We start from the raw sequence: 19,445 nt of genomic DNA on the forward strand, positions 1-19,445 counted from the left end.
ATAAAGGATTCCTGGATTATTTAGGAGTGGTCGCGTCGCCATAGGGTGAGCTTTACCGGCTTACGATGTGATCATACCTCCGCCGTTGACGTGAATGGTCTGCCCGGTTACGTAGCTGGAATCGTCGCTGGCCAGATACACGTAGGCGGGAGCCAGTTCGAAAGGCTGCCCGGCCCGCTTCATTGGCACTTCCGTCCCGAAAGTCCGGACTTCTTCGGCCGAGAAACTGGAAGGAATGAGGGGCGTCCAGATAGGACCCGGGGCGACCGCGTTTACCCGGATGCCTTCGTCCACTAGCGACAGGGCCAGGGAGCGCGTGAAGGAGACGACGGCGCCTTTGGTGGAAGAGTAATCGATAAGATCCTTCTGGCCTTTGTAAGCCGTGATGGAGGCGGTGTTGATGATGGAAGACCCGCAGCACAGATGGGGCAGAGCCGCTTGGGTCATGAAAAAGAACGGGAAAATATTGGTCCGGTACGTATCGTAAAGCTGTTCCTCGGAGATGTCCAGGATGCTTTGCTGAGGGAATTGTACCCCGTGATTGTTCACCAGGATATCCAGTCTGCCGAACGCCGACAACGTTCTGGCGACGACTTCGCAGCTGGCCGCTTTCGCGCGCAGATCCGCTTGAATCAGGAGACAGCGGCCGCCCAGCTGCTCAATCCGGGCGCGCGTCTCTTCGGCATCGCTCCATTCGTACAGAAAGACAATAGCCACGGCCGCGCCTTCTTTGGCGAATGAAATGGCTGTCGCACGGCCGATGCCGCTGTCTCCGCCCGTAATGAGAGCCACACGGTCCAGCAGCTTGCCGCTCCCGGTGTAATAAGGATTTTCGGCGATCGGCCGGGGAATCATTTCGGATTCGATGCCGGGCTGGCGGGGTTGATGCTGTGCCGGAAACGGGATCGGCTGTTCCTTGCATATCGTTTCTTTGCCTACATAAGGATAGATGGGATACATGCTGAACCTCCTGAATAACAAGGATAGGCGATTATCATGCTCCATCGTATTCCTCCGTGCCCGTTCGGGTGCCTAGATCTTCCCGAGCAGTTCAAACACGCGCAGGTAGTAGTCGTCCGGATGGGGGACGAAATCTTGCTTGGCGACGGTGCGGACCGATTCGGCGCCGGGACCGGCTTGAGGCAAGCCGCCGTTCCCGCCCGCGTTCGTACTTGGCGCCAGTACGCCCCGGACTTCCAGGGAGTCGATCGCGCCTTCGAAAAGATCGGTCAGCGCGCGCAGCTCGGCCTCATACAGCCCGGAGACTTCTTCCTCCTGAAGTGTGTACGCATCCAGGGGCCAGTCGCTTTCATAGCCGAATACATGGCTGATTTCGCGATCGATAAACGTTCTGCCGCGCACGGTTCCCTGCTCATCGGTGCGCACGGTAAACAGAAGGGAAAGCCTGTCGAATGGGACGCAGAGGCCCAGCTCTTCCTGAAGCTCGCGGGACGCTTCCTGGATCGTTTCACCTGCGGTCAAATGGCCCGCCGCCGTAATATCGAACCGGTCAGGGAACGTATCCTTGGAAGGCGAGCGGAGCTGAAACAGCACCATACGGCGGTTTCCCTCGGGCCGGACAAGCCAGCAGTGAAAGGTCTGATGCCAATATCCCGCCGTATGGACTTCCTCGCGTGAAGCGGTCCCGATCCGGTTGGCGTCTTCGTCGTAAATATCGAACATTTCGGGAGTCATGGAATTCCCTCTTTCTATTGTGTTTGTCCGGAATGCGGCTCCACCCGGTGTCTTATCTTGAAGCGTAAACGAAAAAAGAGCCCGGAGCAACCCGGGCTCTAATACGGCACCGACAAAGGCAAAGCCTCCAAAGCGCAGCGGTTAAAAGGAGAACACGAGCTGCGCCGGAGGCGAGCCGGGCTCAAGCGCCAGCGGCGTTCCCGCTTCGGCTGGCGTTCCGGCCGCGGCCGCGACTGCCTGAGCTGCGCCGGGTGTCCCCGCGCCCTGCCGCGCCGTGCGCGAGCCGCCGGCGAGCCCACTGCGGCTTGCGCTGTCTCCGGCTGCGCCGGTGTATCCGCCGTCCGCGGCGGCACCTGCGCTCGCTACAGCACCTGCGCTTGCCGCAGCACCCGCGCCCACCGCAGCGCTCGCGGCAGGGCAGCCGCCGCAGGCATTGCCGGGGCTGCCCGCGGGCGGCTGCCAGGGGATTTCAAGCGGCTTCCCGCTTGAACGGCCGGAGGCTGCAGCGCCGGCGGCAGCCCGCTCCCCCGGACGAGGCGCCTCTTCCTCCTCGTCCATGTCACGCAGCCCGTACCGCTCCAGCAGTTCGTCGACGTACCGGCGGACGGGATCGCGGTACTCGCGAGGCGCGTATGGGGAGGACGCATACAGCCGGGCGTACTTGCCGACGAGCTGCGGATAGTGCCGCCGGATCGTTTCGAAAAACCACACCTTGACGTCCGAGACGCTCAGGCGCAGGTACGACGCCATCACGAACTGCGCGCCATGCTCCGCCGCGGCCGCAATAAGCTCTTCGAGCTCATCCCGGCCGTCCGTAATGTAAGGGAGCATGGGGGCCATGAAGATGCCGGCCGGTATCCCGGCATCGGTCAATGCGCGCACCGTCTCCAGCCGCTTCGCCGGGGAAGGGGCGCCCGGCTCGAAGTTGCGCCAGGTCGTCCGGTTCAGCGTGTTCAGGCTGATGTTCACGGCGTATACGGGCAGCTTCCGGAGCAAGTCCAGATCCCGCAGAATGAGCGGGGACCGGGTCGTGATCGTCAGCGGCACGGGGTACTCCGTGAGGACCTCGAGGCAGCCGCGCGTCAGCTTGGCGCGGCCCTCCGCCTGCTGGTACGGATCGGTCGCCGTTCCGATGGCGATGCGGCCGATCCCGGCCAGGCCTTTGCGGGAGCGCGCGGCTTTGCGGAGCTGCTCCCGCAGCGCTTCGGGCGCGTTCTCCTTCATCAGGATATTCGTCTGGAAGGTATCATCGCCGTTCAGCCCGAGGAAGGCGTGCATCGCCCGAGCGTAGCAGAAGCTGCACCCGTGCTGGCAGCCGCGGTACGGATTGATGGAATGTTCGAAAGGCATCGCCGGTGTTTTCACCGGATTAAGTACTTGTTTGGCCGTAATCTTTTCATAGCGGACAGGGTTCATGGCAGGTTACCTTCCCGTTTCAGAATAGTAAAACAGAACATATGTTTGTATTTAGTATAGCATACCCGAACCGCCCTTCATACGGGGAGGAACATGGCTGTTTTTCCTTGTTTTACCGGAGCGGGACAAGCTTTGTCGGATCTTGTTTTTGTCAGCCGAAAGAGGTCGGAAAGAGTCTTGACAATTTTTGCGGGCGGGTATATTCTTATACATGTCGGTTTTGCCCGGCGCGATTTGCTTCGGAATATGCTGGTGTAGCTCAGGGGTAGAGCAACGCACTCGTAATGCGTAGGCCGGGGGTTCAATTCCCTTCACCAGCATCTTTATACAACCATTGGAATAACGCGGTTTCTCGCTTTCGAGGGGTCGCGTTTTTATATTGTCCCGATTGTTTACGGTTTCACGGGCCGTACGTCCGCAGTCAGCCAGATTCCCCACCAGCCGGAAGGAGACATTACTACCATGCCAGAAGAGAAGAACAACATGACCCTGCTCGGCTTCGCCCGGAAAATCATAGCGGCCACCGTTTTCATTAATATGGGCCGGTTTTCCGTATTTACGTTTCTGGCCGTCTATTTGACCCATACGCTGCAGTTCCCCGCCTGGCAGTCCGGAACCGTCCTGACGGTCGCCCTGCTGATCAACCAGGTGGTGCCGCTCTTTTCCGGCATGATCGGGGACCGGATCGGCTACAGCACGATGCTGGTAGCCGGGACCTTTCTGGCTGCGCTGGGGTACCTGGGTATCTACGCGTTGGACAGCTTCGGCGGACTTGTGCTCGCCGCTTGTTTTATCGGCATAGGCCCGGCCATGTACGAGCCGTCCATCAAATCGCTGTTCGGCAACCTGCCGCCTGTTTTGAGAAGGCGCGCGTTCACCTACTTCAATCAGGCGCTGAATGCGGGTGCTGTTCTGGGGGCCGTTACCGGAGGCGTTCTCGTTTCTTTCCATACATCTTACCCGATGCTGTTCGGGACCGGTCTGTTTCTGCTTGTTTCCCTGCTGCTTCTGACCCAGGCCAAAAGCTTTCCGAAAGGCCGGCATTCCGCCAAAATGCTCGACAGCTACAAAAAAGTGCTGCGAAACCGGCCGTTCCTCGCGTTTTCAGGTGCAATGGCGATGTTCTGGATCATGTTTACGCAGTTGTCCGTCTCGCTGCCGCTCGAAGTTTACCGGATGAGCGGTAACGAACGCCTGGTCAGCAGTGTCGTAATTTTCAACGGACTGTACGCGGTTCTGTTTATGTTTCTGCTGCGGGGAGTTTTTCAGCGAAATCCGGCGGGCGTGATCGTCAAGTACGGCATGCTGATTATCGGGCTGGGCCTTCTCGCGGTTCCGTGGGTGCCTTCGGTACTCTGGGTCCTGCTTTGCGTGCTGGTGTTTACATCGGGCGAGACGCTTGTGCTGCCGGGAGTGGACATTGCGATAGCGGAGTACAGCATGAACGAGGATACGGGCGCCTTCTACGGGGCTTTCGGGCTCTCTTACGCGGTCGGCGGGACGATCGGCAATTACCTGGGCACGTGGCTGATCGGAGAGTACGGCGGAACAGTCTGGCCTTGGGTGATTTACGGGTTGATCGGGCTGTGCGGATTCATCTGCCTCCAGGTACTTCAGGCGCTGGACGATAAAACGGCCAAGACCGTCCATACGGCGTGATGCCGGTACTCTCGGCGCATATAGAAAAGGAAAAGCGGTTCCGGTTACCCGGGCCGCTTTTTGTGCAGGGGAGTCCGGCCCCCGGGCCGAAGTAAAGTCGGAGCTTCGCCCGCCTCTCTTTTCATAGGATCATCTTTTTTGGAATAAAGAGGTGCAGCCGGTTATAAGAAGCCGGTACTATTCCGAAATTATGTGCGGATAGCTAACGACGGTAATGATTGAAGATACGAGCCATCAGCCCCGCGAAACATTCGCTGCTTTAATCATACACGCCATGGACTTTATGTCATCTAAAAGAAGAAAAGATCCGGGGCATGCGCGTGTGCGCCTAAGCGATAAACGGCAAGCAGCGCGCGCAGGCGCAAGCTAAAGGCCGTAATCGCCAAAAACGGCGCCCGGCAAACGACCTCGCCGCCTGACGCCGTCCGCCAGTGCACGCTCACTTCACCGCTTCCAGCAGGGTGCGTGTGTCCGCGATCTCGGCGAACTCGCCGTGCAGGTTCGCCAGCGTCATCGCGTGGATGTCCTCGGCCGCATGAACGCGTCCGTCCGGACCCGTCCGATCGAAAGTCGCCGCAGCGTCGGCCGCGAGAATCGTACGGAATCCGAGGTTCCCGGACATGCGGGTGGTCGTCTCCACGCAGTGGTTGGTCGTGAGGCCGGCGACGACCACCTCGGTGCAGCCGAGCACGCGAAGACGGGCCTCCAGGTCCGTTCCGATGAAGGCGCTGTTCACCGACTTGCGGATAACGGCTTCGTAAGGCATAGGCAGCGCCTCGGGCTTAGGCTCTACCGCAGCGCTGCCGGCCCGGAACAAGGACTGCGGCGTCACCCCGATATGATGCACATGGATGACCGGCCGTCCGGTCTCTCTCCAGGCTTTCAGCAGAAGGGCGATGTTGTTCTCCGCTTCGGGGTTGTTTCGCCTGCCCCAGCGCGGATCGTCAAACGCCATCTGGACATCAATCACTAGCAGAACCGCTTTATCGTTCAGTTGCATCCGTTGACAACTCCTTTCGTAGTTGCTATTCATTTTACTTGCCGAAGCGCTCGGATTACAGGGTATACTGAAAGGAAAGATGTTCGTACGCCTTGACTTTGAAAGTTTTTGAACGGTCGCATTTTAAAAAAGAAAGAAATGGGGGAGAAAGAGTTGGATCAGACAGACCGCAGCATACTCGCGCTGCTTCAGGAGAACGGGAGAATGAGCATGACGGAGCTCGGCAAGCAGGTGGGTCTTACTTCGCCGGCGGCCGCCGAACGGGTTCGGCGCTTGGAGGATAAGGGAGTTTTGAAGGGGTACCGCGCCGTCGTATCGCCGGAAGCCGTAGGTAAAGCGGTCATCGCTTATATCCTGATGGAAACGGAGCACTGCCGCCGGTATGTGGAATTTGTCCGTCAGGTTCCGGAAGTTGCCGAATGCCACCGCATTGCGGGGCCGTACAGTTATTTGACCAAGCTGGTGACCAGCTCCGTCCGCGAACTGGAGACCTTTATCGACGCGTCTATGGAGTTCGGCAAGCCGTCCACGCTCGTGGTCTTATCTTCGCCGCTCGCTCAGGCTCCGATTCTGCCTGTGAAAGAGTCGGTTTTGTAAATCATTCAGGAAGAAATCCGGCGGTCCGTGTGCATGTTTGCAATCTTTGCTCATACGTTTATAATAGTTTCTTGAGACATTGGGAAAGGTGTGGGGGATATGAAGCGGTGGAACCGGAGTATTCAGAAGCAAGCATCGTTTCCTATTTCCTATTTGGAACACTGAGGCCGTTCAGGCTTTGGTGTTTTTTATTTTTCCGGAGGTGAAGGGATGAAGTACAGACGCGTATTGATCAAGCTGAGCGGAGGAGCGGTAGCCGGCAGCGGCGATTTCGGATTCGACCCGGAGAGACTGGAGCATATCGCCCGTGAAATTTTGTCGGTGCTGGAGCTCGGGGTGGAAGTGTCGCTTGTGATCGGGGGAGGGAACATTTTCCGCGGCAATATGGGAGAGAACTGGGGCATCGAGCGGGCGGAGGCCGATAATATCGGCACGCTGGCTACGGTCATTAACAGCCTTATGCTTCGCGGCGTGCTGAAAGCGAGAACGAATGCCGAAGTGCGCGTGATGACCGCGATTCCCGTTACGTCGGTAGCGGAGCCTTATATACGTTTGCGAGCGATTCACCATCTGGAAAAAGGCTACATCGTCATCTTCGCGGGCGGCAACGGCCAGCCTTTCGTTACGACGGACTATCCCTCGGTTCAGAGAGCCATCGAAGTTAACTGCGACGCCATTCTGGTGGCGAAGCAGGGGGTAGACGGCGTTTACGACAAGGACCCGAACGTATACGGGGATGCCCGTATGTACGAATCGCTGCATTACAACGATGTGCTGCAGAACGATCTGCGCGTAATGGACCAGTCTGCTTTTATCCTCGCAAGGGACTATGGGATGCCGATTCACGTGTTTAACTTCGATAAGCCGGGTTCCATGAAAAAAATCGTGACCGGCATTCATTCGGGCACCACGATCCATGAAGCGGCGAAGCTGACTTTCAGCGTATAGCAGAAGCGTCGCCGGAACACGGCAGTAGGGCATGCCGGACTTGTATGAACGGCACGGGTCCCCGGACCCTGAATCCCTGGATCCCGGGATCCAGGGATGATCCCCCGGTTCCTTGTCCCTGAATGAAACAGCACCCGTTGTCAGGTGCATCCATTCCCAAGGTCATTTGACTTTTTCTTCCCGCAGACGTATATTAATTTTAAGTGTTTTAATTTTGCACAATCTAATAAATGAAGCAGTCGAATGAACCCGGGAGGTTATGAAGATGGGTGTGTATGAGTTTACGGCTCAACGGATTAACGGAGAAGAACAATCGCTTGAAGACTACAAGGGCAAAGTGCTGCTCATCGTCAACACGGCGAGCAAGTGCGGCTTTACCCCGCAGTATCAAGGACTGCAAGAGTTGTATGACACCTACAAGGACCAAGGTCTTGTCGTACTCGGTTTTCCCAGCAACCAGTTTATGGAGCAGGAACCGGGAACCAATGAAGAGATTGAGCAGTTCTGCCAAGTCAATTACGGCGTTACGTTTCCGATGTACTCCAAAATTGATGTCAAAGGAAGCGACGCGCACCCGCTGTTCCAATATTTAACCCGCCATACGGCAGGAATTTTGTCCAAAGAGGTCAAATGGAATTTCTCCAAGTTTCTCGTTAACCGTTCGGGCGACGTGGTCAGCCGGTATGCGCCGACGACCGCACCGTCCAAAATTTCCGGAGATATCGAGAAGCTGCTGGCGGAATAAGCAGAATAAGGATTGAGGCCCTATGAATTCACCCTATGAGCAGAAGCTAGAGAATCAGCTTTGCTTTGCGCTATATGCCTGTTCGCGTGAAATTACGCGGATGTACCACCCCATGCTCGAAGAGCTGGGTTTAACGTATCCCCAGTACCTGGTTCTGCTCGTGCTGTGGGAAAAAGACGAATCGACCGTAAAAGAGCTCGGCGAACGGCTCTTCCTCGATTCGGGCACCCTGACTCCGATGCTCAAAAGAATGGAAGCCTCCGGTCTCCTGAAGCGTACCCGTTCCAGCCGTGACGAGCGGAGTGTCGTCATTACGCTCACGGACAAAGGACGCGCGCTGGAGCAGCCCAGCACGTGCATACCGGCGCAGCTTATGGCCCGCGCGGGCGGAACGGAAGACCAGGTCGGCGAACTGCTGGTGCAGGTGAAGCAGCTGCTGGCGGCAGTGAACCACGCTAACCGCAACAGCGAAGAGTAGACGGATGACGCTGAACTCCGGCAGGAATCCACAATCGCTTCAGACCGTTCTCCGAACGGGATGACGGTATGAGTTTTGGAGGCGGCCGTTAACCCGAATCCACCTATGAAAAACGCAAGGTTCTCGAGAAGAGAACCTTGCGTTTTTTCGATTTCACGGCTATTTTAATTTCCTTAGGACCGCCTCTGACACTTGCCGGGGGGGGGGCCGCATTTTCGTTCCGGGAAACGCTTCTACGGGACCTGCTGTCAGTTGGAGAAAGTCACATACAGATAAGCGTTGTAGGTCTGCTGGCTGGTCCGTTTCTCCGGATTGCGGCTCTGGGTTCTGACCGTAACGGAAGACATGCCTTGCACGTTGACCTTGGCCGGCAGTTCCTCCTGCTTAAGGAAAGCCGTGCCCGTCCCAAGCTGTACATAAACATCGACTTTATCCTGGGATACCAGGTTAACATTCATGTACTTCGAGCCATTCGGGGCAAAAGTCTGACTGATTTCGCCCTGGCTTCTCAGGTCCTGCACAGCCGCCGCTCCGGGAGGTGCCGTTATGCCGCCGGTTTGTCCGCCGTTGTCTTTGCCCGGCTTACCGGTGCCCGTGCCTGTACCTGTCCCCGTCCCCGTTCCCGTGGAGGGAATCTCGTCGTAGAACGTCACCTTAAGCGTAGCCGGGTAGGCGGCCAGCGGCGACCGTTTCTCCGGATTGCGGCTCTGGGACTTGATCCCGATCTGGCTGACGCGGTCTACCTGGATGTATCGGGGCAGCTCTTCCTGACGAAGGAACGCAATGTCTCCGTTCATGTACAGGTACAGATCGGCAGCGTCCTTGGATGTCAGCTCGAGCCGCATATATTTTTTCCCGTTCGGGTAAACGATCGTGTTGAACTCGCCGTCCCGCTGAAGATCGCGGTCGAACGGTCCCGGTCCTTCCGCGGCTTCGCCGGGTTTAGGTGCGGGCATGGGAACCGGGCGGAGGATGCCGGTGGGGTTGATGCTGGAATAATTGCCGAGCACTCCCCGCGTCTTCAGGTGGTCGAGAATCCGGTGGAGCACCGTCACCGCCTCGGCTCGCGTCAGTTTGGCCGAAGGATAGAACTTGCCGGCCGCGTCGGCCGTCAGGATGCCCGTTTTGTTCATCTCAATCAGCGCGCCGGCGGCGAGTGCGCTGTAGTCATCGTAGTTGGCGCCGCACGTACCGTCCGCTTCCTTCAGGAAAAGAATCGGATAAATGGTGCCAGGAGGGAGCTCCGAATTGTAGCGGTTGTCCTTACTCCGGAAAGATTCCAGCTCGTTCTCGGTATTAAACAGCCGGGTCGTAATATCCTTGAACCGGTTCATGTCGCCGCATACGTTGGTGGATTCCGGTCCCCCGTCGATCCCGTAAAGTCCGTAGAGCATCATGGCCAAATCCCAGCGCGTAAACGCATATTCGGGATTGAACAGAGGTTTGCCGCTGCGTGCGGTTACGGTCATATCTCCTACCGCCACGAACGTATCGCTGATTTCCCGGTAAGCCCAGTGGGAAGGAGGAACATCGGCGTACGACGGCCGGCTGTAATTCAATGCGTCCGATCTGAGGCTCGGCCGGTATTTGTCGAACAGCCGGTAGACCATAACTGCCCATTCCTCTTTGTTTACGTACCGTCCCGGCTTGAAGGTTCCGTCCGGATAGCCCTGCAGAACTCCGCTTTGGGCCATAAAAGTGATGGATTGGACCGCCCAGCTGTATTTCGCACTATCCACATCAGGAAACGGGGTAGCGGTTAAGCCCGCCCGCGCAGGCCCTGCCGGAAACAGCGGCAGAATGAGTAAAATCGCCAGAATGATTTTCAAAGATAAGAGTCTCGTTTTCATATCGGATTCCTCTTCATTTCGGGTGATGGGTGAGTATAAATACGTATAAAAGTCCCAATATGGCGGACCGTATTCACACTTATCGTTTATATCGGCTGTAGCACCCGCAATTATTAGAAAAGAAAGCCGGCCTGCCGGACTCAATCCCCGCCGATGAGAAGCCGACCGGACGCCACAAACCGCAGCAGAGGAAGGCGGCCGGGACCGGGCGTTAGAACCGGAGGCAGAAAGGCCAACGTCGCATCATACGCCAAGAACCCGCTTCGGCTCTATGGAGCGAAGCGGGTTCTGAACCGATCCGGGGATTCAGGGAACTCCCGGATCGGGTTAAATTTATTCTAATCAGCTCGACGCTTTCAGGCTGAATTCATGCTTTTCCTGATTCGGAGCGCTGTGGGCCTCCGGAGTTTTGGAACGTGATTTGCCGATGGAGAAAATCAGGTTCAGCACAATCGCCGTGAAGCTTCCGGCTACGATACCGTTGCCCGTCAATATCTGCACGCTTTCGGGAAGGTGGCTGAACAGAGTCGGAGCTACCGTTACGCCGAGGCCCATGCCTACGGAGCAGGCGACGACCAGCAGATTTTCATGCTGGTTCAGGTCAACCGAGCTGAGCAGCTTGATACCGGAGGAAACGACCATGCCGAACATGGCAATCGTCGCCCCGCCGAGTACGGCGGTCGGGATCAGCATGGTGAGCGCCGCGATTTTAGGCACGGAGCCGAGCAGGATCAGAATCACGCCCGCGGCGGCGATCACGCTTCTCTTTTTGACTTTCGTCAGCTGGACGAGCCCGACGTTTTGCGAGTAAGTCGTGTAAGGGAAGGAGTTGAACAGGCCGCCGATGATGCTTGCGAGCCCTTCCGCGCGGTAGCCTCTGGCAAGATCACGGTCCGTGAGGTCTTTGTCGCAAATTTTGCTGAGCGCCATGAACACGCCGGTCGATTCCATGACGGAAACGATAGCCACGAGCGTCATGGTCAGAATGGACGTGAGATGGAAGGTCGGGACGCCGAAATAAAACGGCTGGACCATGTGAAACCACGAAGCGTCAAGCACGCCTTGGAAGCTGACTTTGCCCATGAAGGCGGCGGCAATCGTGCCGAAGATCAGGCCGAGCAGAATAGAAACGGCCCGGATGAAGCCGCCGAAGAAGCGGTTCATGATCAGGATGAAGAGCAGAACCCCGAAAGACAGGGCCAGATTTTGCAGGCTGCCGAAATCGGCGCTGTTCTGGCCGCCGCCCATGTCTTGAATGGCGACGGGAATGAGCGTGAGGCCGATGATAGTAACGACGGACCCGGTGACGACCGGCGGGAAGAAGCGGGCGAGCTTGCCGAGCAGACCTCCGAACACGAAGATGATCAGGCCCGACGCGATGATGGAGCCGTAAATCGCCGTCATGCCGTGCTCGCCGCCGATGGCGATCATCGGAACGACGGCTTGGAACGCACAGCCGAGCATTACGGGCAGCTTAATGCCGAAGATACGGTTGCCCCATACCTGGAGAAGAGTCGCGATCCCACAGGTGAGCAGGTCGATCGAGATCAGGTAGGAGAGCTGCTCGGGCGGGAGATGAAGCTGGCCCGCCACGATGATCGGTACGATCACGGCGCCTGCGTACATGGCGAGAACGTGCTGGAGTCCCAGAGAGCCGGTCTTAAACCAGTTGAACATGAGTATCCTCCTCGGAGACGCTGTTATTCAGAAAGGTTACTTTTCCGTTCTCCAGCGAAGCTACGCGAGCAAGCGACTCGACGCGGTAGCCGGCGGCTTTGAGCTTGTCCGCGCCCGGCTGGAACGACTTTTCGATCACGATGCCGATCCCCGCTACTTCGGCGCCGGCCGCTTTGACGATATTGGCCAGACCGAGAGCGGCTTCGCCGTTGGCGAGGAAGTCGTCGATAATGAGAATACGGTCATCGGCGGACAGGAACTTTTTGGCGACAGTGACTTCGTTTGTTTGCTGTTTGGTAAAGGAATAGACGCGCTCCACATACAGATTGTCGGTCAGCGTGAGCGATTTCTGCTTGCGGGCGAACACGACGGGCACCTTCATTTCGAGCGCCGCCATTACGGACGGGGCAATGCCGGAGGATTCCAGCGTCAGAACCTTGGTTACGCCTTCGCCGGCGAAGAGACGGCTGAATTCTTTGCCGATTTCCAACATCAGAACCGGGTCGATCTGGTGATTCAGGAAAGCGTCCACTTTCAGAACTTGTCCGGACAGGACCGTTCCTTCCTCTTCGATTTTTCTTTTTAAAAGTTCCATGCTGGCATCCCCCATAAATGAAATATTAAGTTGAAACGAAAAACGCAAAAAACCCGAATCTGCACCGGACCCCGGAGGGCCGTGTTCATCGAGTGACAAAGGCAAATAACCGCAAATGCGCGGAAGCGGGTAGTCCCAGAGAGGGCGCAAAGGCCTTCCTGCGGATTAAACCGTCCGTGGATCCGGAATTTGTCATCACCCGTAGTCCGGTCATTTACGGTGACCGGGTAGAGACTGGCAGGCCTATTCCTGCCTTTATACGAGCTGGCTGTTTACGGTTGGCTGTTGAATGATGGCTTCATTATACTCCAGAGAGTGGAGGGTTGAAAAGAAGAAAATGTCGAAAAGCCGAACTTTTCGATAGAAACGGGATTTCTTTGTTCGTTTATATGCCAGTTCATGGCAGATGAGGAGGGAATTGACCCTTGTAATGTCCAGGGAAAGGGAAAAGTGGTTCAGCGCCGGCAGGGGCTTGTGCTATAATGGCCCAAAAGCGGAGGAGGCGTTCACGATATGGGAGAAGATTTGCGTTATCCGATCGGAACTTTTACATACGAGGGAGAAATTTCCCCGGAACAAATTCGGGACTGGCTCGAAGAACTTGCGGCCGCTCCCTCTCGGCTGCGCAGGGCCGTTGCCGGGCTGACCGAGGAGCAGCTCGATACGCCGTACCGCCCCGGCGGCTGGACCGTCCGCCAGGTTATCCACCATGTGGCGGACAGCCATATGAACAGCTATGTCCGCTTCAAGCTGGGCGCGACGGAGAATGAGCCTGTCATTAAGCCCTATGAAGAGCAGTTATGGGCCGAACTCGAAGACGGGAAGACGGCTCCGCCAGAGATTTCGCTGGCGCTGCTGGACGCGCTGCACGACCGTTGGGTGCGGTGGCTCCGGACTTTGGATGAAGCGGGCTGGGCCCGGGCGTTCCTGCATCCGGCGAACGGGCCGACTACATTGGCGCGCGGTCTCGGCTTGTATGTCTGGCACGGCAAGCATCACACCGCTCATATCACCTCGCTCAGAGAGCGGATGAGCTGGCAATGACGGCGCGGCAGGTAAGCAAAGAGCGGTTCCTTTTTTAATAGGAAAAAAATTGCGGGCCCCCGCACAGTCAAGAAAACGACACACTCATCAAAGAATGTGTACAAACCCGGGCGCAGCCTGCATAAACAAGCCCCGGAAGCGGCGTGAAAATCCCTGTCGCTCCGGGGCTTGTTTGATTTTTAAGCCGGTCCGTACTAAAATGTTCCAATTGGGATGCTGCCCGAAGGCTTGTTATATAAGGATTTGAGGACCGATCGCCTCCAAATACATTACATATGATTCCAATTCCCGGGCTGAGGGTTCAGAGACGTTCCGGCCGGGACTTTAATCCCTGCTTCTGATCACGAGGAGAAGTCCCGAGCGGATGGAGATCGACCCTTGCCCGGCTTGAAGCACATTGCTGATTCCGAGCGACTGTCCGATCTGGAGAGTCGCATTTTCCAGCGGATACTGAAAGCCGGTCAGCGTAATGCCGGTTACTTCCGTCGTTAAGGGAAGAAGAGAAACCTGCGCGTAAGGTCCGGCTGTAATCTCGATGCGGTCTCGTACCAGCTCGATATCGTTGTGATCGTCGATGATGCGGGAACGGATTCCCGCATCCGCTCCTTTGCGGAGCAGGTGGATATTCGCCAGGGTATGATCGAGACGGGTGCCCAGTGCGCCGAGAAGAATGATTTCCGACGGGCTGCGCTCAAGCGCCCAAGTATAGGCCAGCTCCGTATCCGTCCAGTTCTTGTCCACGGGATCGCAGGCTGTGAACTCTTCGCTGCCGCTGCGGATTTCGGCCAGTTCCTCCGATGTGACGGAATCGAAATCCCCGAGCGACAGCCGGGGGCGGTAACCGCTGCGGACCAGATGAAGAGCGCCGCGGTCGGCTCCGACGAGTAGATCCGTCCCGGGATTCAGCGTGTTCAGATGCTCTTCCGCCCAAGGGCCGAACGCTCCCCCGGTGACAATAAAAATCCGCTGCTGCGTAAGCGTCATAACGGCACAACGGCTCCTTCCGTTCTTTGAAATGGAAGTTTTATTATACCACAGCGGCCGATAAGCGGAAACGAACGTGAAGCACGATAAACACTTGAGACACGTAAGGAAACAGCGGCGAGGCGGCAAAACTCCGCAGGCACGCTCACCCTGGCGCGGGCGGACGGGGACGGCCTGCGACAGCCCTGGGTTCAAACGGAGCGGCAGGGGAATCTTCCGGTCCGGCTTAATCCGGCAGGGCAGTACGGATGCGGAGGCTTGCGACCTATTTTGACTTAGCCCGTATTGGGTAGAGGTGTATAAAAAAACGGGCCCTGGGGCCCGCTGTTCGGCAATTACCGGTCGCCGGTTTTGGCATGTTGGCGAGGCGGCGTATTTTCTGTCTGCTGGTGATCGATTTCCGCTTCGTTCAGGGAGAAGCCTTTCATCTCCCAGGTCGTTTCGCCCAATACAAGATCGGCGGGGAACTTATCGCCCCGTTTCAACGTGACTTCCCGGCCGGCTTCATCCGCATATATGCCGTCCGTTTCAACCGTTTCGTGGCTCATAGGGTCCATGGTTTTGTCTTTGGACATGACTCACCCTCCTTTCTCTTCATATAATATGGTCCTTATTTCGACAAAAAAATTCGGGAGAATCCTAATCTTTTTCGCATAAAATGTCGATAATTGTTGAAAATCATAAAAATTTGATAGAGGGACAGGAAACCGTCCTTCCGAATCGAAAAGTAGGTAAAAGAACCATATCTACTTACAGAAAAACCAAGAATTGTCGAAAATCAGGCAATTGAGGTTGGCAAGAGGGTAGAACATGACTAAGTTCATTCAAGCTATTGCATTAGGGCTCGTATTTACGGCTCTTTTCTTATTCATCGGAGTGAAAGACGTCCGGGCCGAAACTTCCCTGCCTATGCGTGTGAATGCCCCGCCCGTCCTGCTGGAGAACTGGGAGTACTGCTGGTCGGAGGAAGAGGGGGCCGGACGACCGGAAGGGCCGCCGTACAGCAGCGGAGATTGGAAAGCGGCCGATCGACTGCTGAATCCGCAGGACCGGAAGGGCCGCAACCATTTGTGGCTGCGGGTGCCGCTCCCTCCTCATAAAGCGGCTGATCCGGGCCTGCTTATCCGTGCTTTCGACAACGTCGAAGTATACACGGAACAAGGGCTTGCCTACCGCTTCGGGGATTGGCAGGAAGGGCGGAAATACCGTTATTACGGAACGCCCAGAAGAATTGTCCCGCTGCCGGAAAATACGCAGGGGATGCTGTATGTTCATCTTCAGTCGGAGTCGCGGAATATCGGGATAGAGGACGGGGCCATGTACGGCTCCGAAAGCGGTTTTATCAAGCGGATGGTCCGGCAGGAGTTTTTCCGGGCCGTGCTGGGAGTCAGCTACATACTGGTCGGAATCATGGCCTTTTGTGTTTTTCTCGGTTTGCGGAGCCACAAAGTTTTTCTTGATTTCAGCTTATTTTCCTTTTGTTTCGGCATTTACAGCATCTGCCGCTCCTCGGTCGTTTATCTCGTTTTCGACCACCCGGCCATATTGACCTATGCGGAGCTGATCGCCCTGTTCGGAGGCGTAATCGGCATCCTGATGTTTGTGGAGCATCTGCTTGGCTCCGGTAGGGGCGCATACATAAGAAGAGCCTGGCAGCTGCATCTCGCATATAGCGCGGGGACTCTGCTTTTGCACGCATGCCGTGTCGTCTCCGTCGTGGAAATCGTCGATTGGTACCAGCTGCTGCTGGTTCTAAGCATGCCGCTTGTGATCGTCCGGGCGGCGGTCTGCGCGATGAAGGGAAACCGGGGGGCGAAACTGCTTCTGGTCGGAATCGGGGTCATCTGCCTGACCGGCCTGATCGATATTTTCCAGAACCGGCTGAACATTATCATCCAGTTTTCGCCTATGACGTATCTGGGGATCTCGGTCTTTATCCTGCTGCTGGTCGTGCTGCTTATCCGCCAGTTTGCAGACATTATGCTCCAGCTCAAACGCTCGGAGAAACTTTCACTCGTCGGTCAGATGTCCGCGGGAATGGCTCATGAACTCCGTAATCCGTTGACGATTATCTCCGGTTTTCTGCAGCTTTCGCGGAAGCAGGCGCCGGATGCGCCGTATCTGGCCATGATGAGCTCCGAAGTAAACCGGATGAACGAGATCATCGACGATTTTCTGCTGCTGTCCAAGCCTGTAAACAGCCGTTTCGACCGGCACGAAGTGCTGCCTCTGCTCAGGGAAACGCTCCAGCTTTTCGATAACCAGCGCAAAGAGGCGGGGGTGAGCGCCATTCTTGAGGAAGAAGGCGCGATTCCGAAAATAGACTGCGATCCGAACCAGCTTAAGCAGGTCTTCATTAATATGGTAAAAAATGCGATCGAAGCGATGCCGGAGGGCGGGCTGCTGCACATTACGGTGTCCGCGCTACCCAAGAACAAGGTAGGAATCCGTTTCGCCGATCAGGGAAAAGGAATCGAGCCCGGCCACCTTACGAGGATCGGCGAACCGTTCTTTACGACGAAAGAAAACGGGACGGGGCTGGGCCTCATGGTCAGCAATAAAATTATCGAGAACCATGCGGGCATCCTGCGGGTTTCCAGCCGATTGGGTCTCGGAACGACCATTGATATCATACTGCCTGTCCATATCAAAACGGCGTAACCGTCCGGTTACGCCGTTTTTTCGTGCCACGGTGTCAGGCCGTAATGCTTTGGCGAACCGTCGTGGGCGCCTTTCCGTCGTGCCGTGCCCTGCGTTAACGTGCCGACGTCCGATCAGACGGGACTTCCGTTGAATTTGTAACCGACTCCGCGTACGGTAATGATATACCGGGGGTCCGACGGGTTCGGTTCGATTTTTTTGCGGAGGTTGCTGATGTGAACGATGAGAGTCCGGGGATCGCCGAAACTCTCCAGGCTCCAGACCTGCTCGAAAAGCTGCTCAATTCGGTAGACGCGGTTCGGATTTTGCGCCAGCAGGCTGAGCAGATCGAATTCTTTGGCGGACAAGGCGATAGGCCGCTCCTGAACCTTCACGATATGACTGTGCAGATCAATCTCCAGATCCGGAAATTTCAGCACGTGCTGGTCCGCAAGATTGCGGGATGAAGAGCATCTCCGTAGCAGCGCTTTCACGCGGGCGACAAGCTGCGCGGGGCTGAACGGCTTCGTGACGTAGTCGTCTCCTCCTATGCTCAGCCCGAGAATGATGTCGATGTCTTCGCTCTTGGCCGACAGGAAAATAACCGGGATGTCGCTTGTTTTCCGCAGTTGGCGGCACAGTTCGATACCGTCCATGCCGGGAAGCAGAATATCCAAAAGAATAAGGTCGGGACGTTGTTCCGTGATCAGTTGAAGCACATGATCCCCGTGATCGGCGGTAATGACTTCGAAGCCGTCGCGCCGTAAATACAGGGAAACGATCTCCAAAATATGGTGATCATCGTCGACAACAAGAATTTTACTTGCCTGCATGAAGAAACCTCCTAGCTGCTGCCCGTGCTTAAAAAAGGAAAAAAACTCCAAGTAAAACTTGACAAGCCGTTACTTTTTTCCTAACAAAAAAGGTTTATACCCTACATTCTATCCTTTTTTTGCCTAAAATGAAAGGAAAAATCCTTGATTTCGTAAATGCCTAGGTACTATATATAGGCACTAAGCCCTATTTTTCAAAATCTTTATTCATAATGACATAGAACGGCATACTTATCAACAGGCTTATGAACATACAGACGGGGACGGGTTCCATCATGTATAGTAAAGAGGAAACGATTTGATGACTCCTGCTGGAACGGAAAGGAACGGATTCCCAAGTGAGAGAATCGCTATCACCGAAAATACCCAAAGAACCGCTGATATCGGCTGTTGTCCCTACATATAACCGCCCTTACGTATTGGGCGAGCTGCTGGAGACGCTGGCGGCGCAGAACTACCCGAACCTGGAAGTGCTGGTGGTGAACGATGCCGGCGTGTCCGTGGATTTTGTGGCGGAAGCCTTCCCGGAGCTGGCCGTCACGGTCATTAACCAGCCGGTCAATTTAAAGCATGTGCATGCCCGCAACGAGGCGCTCCGCCGCGCTCGCGGAGAGTTGATTCTGCTTTGCGACGACGATGATCTCTTAACGCCGGGGCATATCAGGCGCATGCTTGCCGCTCTCGAAGAGACCGGAGCGGACTTCGCCTATTCCGATGTGGAGCTGTTTGATTACCGGGTGGAAGGCCGCACGCGTATTCCGGTCAGCCGCCGGTTGTTCGCTTACGAGTTCGATCTCGCGGAGATGAGGAAATTTTCGACGTATGTCCCGTCGGGCACCTTGTACCGGAGGGGCATCCACGACACTTTGGGCGAGTACGACCCCGATGTGCATCATTATTGGGACTGGGACTTTTTTCTCCGTACCGCCGGCTCTTATAAAATCGTCAGAGTTCCCGTCGCGAGCGTACTCTACGCTTTTTCTCCGAAAGGGGATAACGTTTCGGGAAACCGGCAGGAAGGGAACCCGTACCTCGGCAGGCTGTGTACCAAACACGGTCTGGGTGAGCTGCCTTCGGAAAACTTTTTCACCCTGCTGGACAAACCGCACATGCGTCAAAGAGAAGCCTCGTCCACGATTATATGGGACGGCGAGCCGGTGGTCTCGCGTCTGGCGGAACAACCCGAGTCTGTTTAACTGGAAGCATCCGTGTTATCCCCCGTAAGGTGCGGATAACACGGATGGACGGCACAGAAGCTTACTCAACCAAGCGCAACCTCTTAGA

At 56.2% G+C, this 19,445-nt stretch carries 18 protein-coding genes, 1 tRNA gene and 1 riboswitch; of the genes, 9 read left to right on the forward strand and 10 right to left on the reverse strand.

Annotated features, from left to right (window positions below; translation table 11 throughout):
* Positions 1-60: 60 nt before the first annotated feature.
* From KVT34_RS19010 to KVT34_RS19020, 3 genes are all read right to left on the reverse strand, one after another.
* On the reverse strand, positions 61-960 hold the full coding sequence (locus KVT34_RS19010) for an SDR family oxidoreductase (protein ID WP_217560387.1): 900 nt from the start codon (positions 958-960) through the stop codon (positions 61-63).
* A 72-nt stretch (positions 961-1,032) separates the two neighbouring features.
* Positions 1,033-1,695, reverse strand: a complete 663-nt coding sequence (locus KVT34_RS19015; protein WP_217560388.1) for an NUDIX hydrolase — start codon at positions 1,693-1,695, stop codon at positions 1,033-1,035.
* Positions 1,696-1,836: 141 nt separating this feature from the next.
* Positions 1,837-3,111, reverse strand: coding sequence for an SPL family radical SAM protein (locus KVT34_RS19020; RefSeq protein ID WP_217560390.1), 1,275 nt, complete (start codon positions 3,109-3,111; stop codon positions 1,837-1,839).
* A 248-nt stretch (positions 3,112-3,359) separates the two neighbouring features.
* Here KVT34_RS19020 and KVT34_RS19025 point away from each other — a divergent pair.
* Positions 3,360-3,431 (forward strand) — tRNA-Thr (locus tag KVT34_RS19025).
* Positions 3,432-3,573: 142 nt separating this feature from the next.
* Positions 3,574-4,770 (forward strand): MFS transporter, encoded by a 1,197-nt coding sequence (locus KVT34_RS19030; RefSeq protein ID WP_217560392.1) that lies wholly within the window; start codon positions 3,574-3,576, stop codon positions 4,768-4,770.
* A gap of 439 nt (positions 4,771-5,209) precedes the next feature.
* On the opposite strand, the gene KVT34_RS19035 is transcribed toward KVT34_RS19030, so the two are convergent.
* Positions 5,210-5,764, reverse strand: a complete 555-nt coding sequence (locus tag KVT34_RS19035; RefSeq protein ID WP_217560517.1) for a cysteine hydrolase family protein — start codon at positions 5,762-5,764, stop codon at positions 5,210-5,212.
* Between the two features lie 159 nt (positions 5,765-5,923).
* On the opposite strand from KVT34_RS19035, the gene KVT34_RS19040 reads away from it, so the two are divergent.
* The 4 genes from KVT34_RS19040 (at position 5,924) to KVT34_RS19055 (ending at position 8,538) form a co-directional block, all read left to right on the forward strand.
* The gene (locus KVT34_RS19040) at positions 5,924-6,367 is read left to right on the forward strand and encodes an Lrp/AsnC family transcriptional regulator (protein ID WP_042234228.1); all 444 of its coding nucleotides are present in this window, start codon (positions 5,924-5,926) and stop codon (positions 6,365-6,367) included.
* Positions 6,368-6,577: 210 nt separating this feature from the next.
* Positions 6,578-7,315, forward strand: coding sequence for a UMP kinase (gene pyrH, locus KVT34_RS19045; RefSeq protein WP_217560393.1), 738 nt, complete (start codon positions 6,578-6,580; stop codon positions 7,313-7,315).
* Positions 7,316-7,580: 265 nt separating this feature from the next.
* Positions 7,581-8,060 (forward strand): glutathione peroxidase, encoded by a 480-nt coding sequence (locus KVT34_RS19050; protein WP_217560394.1) that lies wholly within the window; start codon positions 7,581-7,583, stop codon positions 8,058-8,060.
* A 22-nt stretch (positions 8,061-8,082) separates the two neighbouring features.
* Complete coding sequence (locus KVT34_RS19055; RefSeq protein WP_217560395.1) at positions 8,083-8,538, forward strand: MarR family winged helix-turn-helix transcriptional regulator; 456 nt, start codon at positions 8,083-8,085, stop codon at positions 8,536-8,538.
* 248 nt (positions 8,539-8,786) lie between these two features.
* Here KVT34_RS19055 and KVT34_RS19060 read toward each other — a convergent pair whose 3' ends face one another.
* From KVT34_RS19060 to KVT34_RS19070, 3 genes are all read right to left on the reverse strand, one after another.
* Positions 8,787-10,388, reverse strand: a complete 1,602-nt coding sequence (locus tag KVT34_RS19060) for an S-layer homology domain-containing protein (protein WP_217560396.1) — start codon at positions 10,386-10,388, stop codon at positions 8,787-8,789.
* 342 nt (positions 10,389-10,730) lie between these two features.
* Positions 10,731-12,065, reverse strand: a complete 1,335-nt coding sequence (locus KVT34_RS19065) for a nucleobase:cation symporter-2 family protein (protein WP_217560397.1) — start codon at positions 12,063-12,065, stop codon at positions 10,731-10,733.
* Positions 12,049-12,660: a xanthine phosphoribosyltransferase gene (locus KVT34_RS19070; protein WP_217560398.1), complete on the reverse strand. Its 612-nt coding sequence runs from the start codon at positions 12,658-12,660 to the stop codon at positions 12,049-12,051. Before KVT34_RS19070 ends, KVT34_RS19065 begins: the two co-directional genes overlap by 17 nt.
* A gap of 182 nt (positions 12,661-12,842) precedes the next feature.
* A riboswitch (purine riboswitch) is annotated at positions 12,843-12,943 on the reverse strand.
* A 230-nt stretch (positions 12,944-13,173) separates the two neighbouring features.
* On the opposite strand from KVT34_RS19070, the gene KVT34_RS19075 reads away from it, so the two are divergent.
* The gene (locus KVT34_RS19075; protein ID WP_217560399.1) at positions 13,174-13,704 is read left to right on the forward strand and encodes a YfiT family bacillithiol transferase; all 531 of its coding nucleotides are present in this window, start codon (positions 13,174-13,176) and stop codon (positions 13,702-13,704) included.
* A gap of 324 nt (positions 13,705-14,028) precedes the next feature.
* Here KVT34_RS19075 and KVT34_RS19080 read toward each other — a convergent pair whose 3' ends face one another.
* Both KVT34_RS19080 and KVT34_RS19085 read right to left on the reverse strand, forming a co-directional pair.
* A complete protein-coding gene (locus KVT34_RS19080; RefSeq protein WP_217560400.1) occupies positions 14,029-14,688 on the reverse strand; it encodes a thiamine diphosphokinase in 660 nt (219 codons plus the stop codon).
* A gap of 335 nt (positions 14,689-15,023) precedes the next feature.
* A complete protein-coding gene (locus tag KVT34_RS19085; RefSeq protein WP_217560401.1) occupies positions 15,024-15,263 on the reverse strand; it encodes a hypothetical protein in 240 nt (79 codons plus the stop codon).
* Between the two features lie 235 nt (positions 15,264-15,498).
* Here KVT34_RS19085 and KVT34_RS19090 point away from each other — a divergent pair, with 235 nt between their 5' ends.
* Positions 15,499-17,349: an ATP-binding protein gene (locus KVT34_RS19090; RefSeq protein ID WP_217560402.1), complete on the forward strand. Its 1,851-nt coding sequence runs from the start codon at positions 15,499-15,501 to the stop codon at positions 17,347-17,349.
* 113 nt (positions 17,350-17,462) lie between these two features.
* Here KVT34_RS19090 and KVT34_RS19095 read toward each other — a convergent pair whose 3' ends face one another.
* On the reverse strand, positions 17,463-18,161 hold the full coding sequence (locus tag KVT34_RS19095; RefSeq protein ID WP_042234170.1) for a response regulator transcription factor: 699 nt from the start codon (positions 18,159-18,161) through the stop codon (positions 17,463-17,465).
* A gap of 338 nt (positions 18,162-18,499) precedes the next feature.
* Between KVT34_RS19095 and KVT34_RS19100 the strand changes: the two genes are divergently transcribed.
* Positions 18,500-19,357: a glycosyltransferase family 2 protein gene (locus KVT34_RS19100; protein WP_217560403.1), complete on the forward strand. Its 858-nt coding sequence runs from the start codon at positions 18,500-18,502 to the stop codon at positions 19,355-19,357.
* Positions 19,358-19,445 lie beyond the last annotated feature (88 nt).

The organism is Paenibacillus sp. GbtcB18, from assembly GCF_019091125.1.
Taxonomy (GTDB): Bacteria; Bacillota; Bacilli; order Paenibacillales; family NBRC-103111; genus Paenibacillus_F; species Paenibacillus_F chitinolyticus.

What these genes read in the sequence shown, in the direction of transcription:
- KVT34_RS19010 (WP_217560387.1), bottom strand. Translation starts at nt 960, where the DNA reads ATGTATCCCATCTATCCTTATGTAGGCAAAGAAACGATATGCAAGGAA.
- KVT34_RS19015 (WP_217560388.1), bottom strand. Translation starts at nt 1,695, where the DNA reads ATGACTCCCGAAATGTTCGATATTTACGACGAAGACGCCAACCGGATC.
- KVT34_RS19020 (WP_217560390.1), bottom strand. Translation starts at nt 3,111, where the DNA reads ATGAACCCTGTCCGCTATGAAAAGATTACGGCCAAACAAGTACTTAAT.
- KVT34_RS19030 (WP_217560392.1), top strand. Translation starts at nt 3,574, where the DNA reads ATGCCAGAAGAGAAGAACAACATGACCCTGCTCGGCTTCGCCCGGAAA.
- pyrH (WP_217560393.1), top strand. Translation starts at nt 6,578, where the DNA reads ATGAAGTACAGACGCGTATTGATCAAGCTGAGCGGAGGAGCGGTAGCC.
- KVT34_RS19050 (WP_217560394.1), top strand. Translation starts at nt 7,581, where the DNA reads ATGGGTGTGTATGAGTTTACGGCTCAACGGATTAACGGAGAAGAACAA.
- KVT34_RS19055 (WP_217560395.1), top strand. Translation starts at nt 8,083, where the DNA reads ATGAATTCACCCTATGAGCAGAAGCTAGAGAATCAGCTTTGCTTTGCG.
- KVT34_RS19060 (WP_217560396.1), bottom strand. Translation starts at nt 10,388, where the DNA reads ATGAAAACGAGACTCTTATCTTTGAAAATCATTCTGGCGATTTTACTC.
- KVT34_RS19065 (WP_217560397.1), bottom strand. Translation starts at nt 12,065, where the DNA reads ATGTTCAACTGGTTTAAGACCGGCTCTCTGGGACTCCAGCACGTTCTC.
- KVT34_RS19070 (WP_217560398.1), bottom strand. Translation starts at nt 12,660, where the DNA reads ATGGAACTTTTAAAAAGAAAAATCGAAGAGGAAGGAACGGTCCTGTCC.
- KVT34_RS19075 (WP_217560399.1), top strand. Translation starts at nt 13,174, where the DNA reads ATGGGAGAAGATTTGCGTTATCCGATCGGAACTTTTACATACGAGGGA.
- KVT34_RS19080 (WP_217560400.1), bottom strand. Translation starts at nt 14,688, where the DNA reads ATGACGCTTACGCAGCAGCGGATTTTTATTGTCACCGGGGGAGCGTTC.
- KVT34_RS19085 (WP_217560401.1), bottom strand. Translation starts at nt 15,263, where the DNA reads ATGTCCAAAGACAAAACCATGGACCCTATGAGCCACGAAACGGTTGAA.
- KVT34_RS19090 (WP_217560402.1), top strand. Translation starts at nt 15,499, where the DNA reads ATGACTAAGTTCATTCAAGCTATTGCATTAGGGCTCGTATTTACGGCT.
- KVT34_RS19095 (WP_042234170.1), bottom strand. Translation starts at nt 18,161, where the DNA reads ATGCAGGCAAGTAAAATTCTTGTTGTCGACGATGATCACCATATTTTG.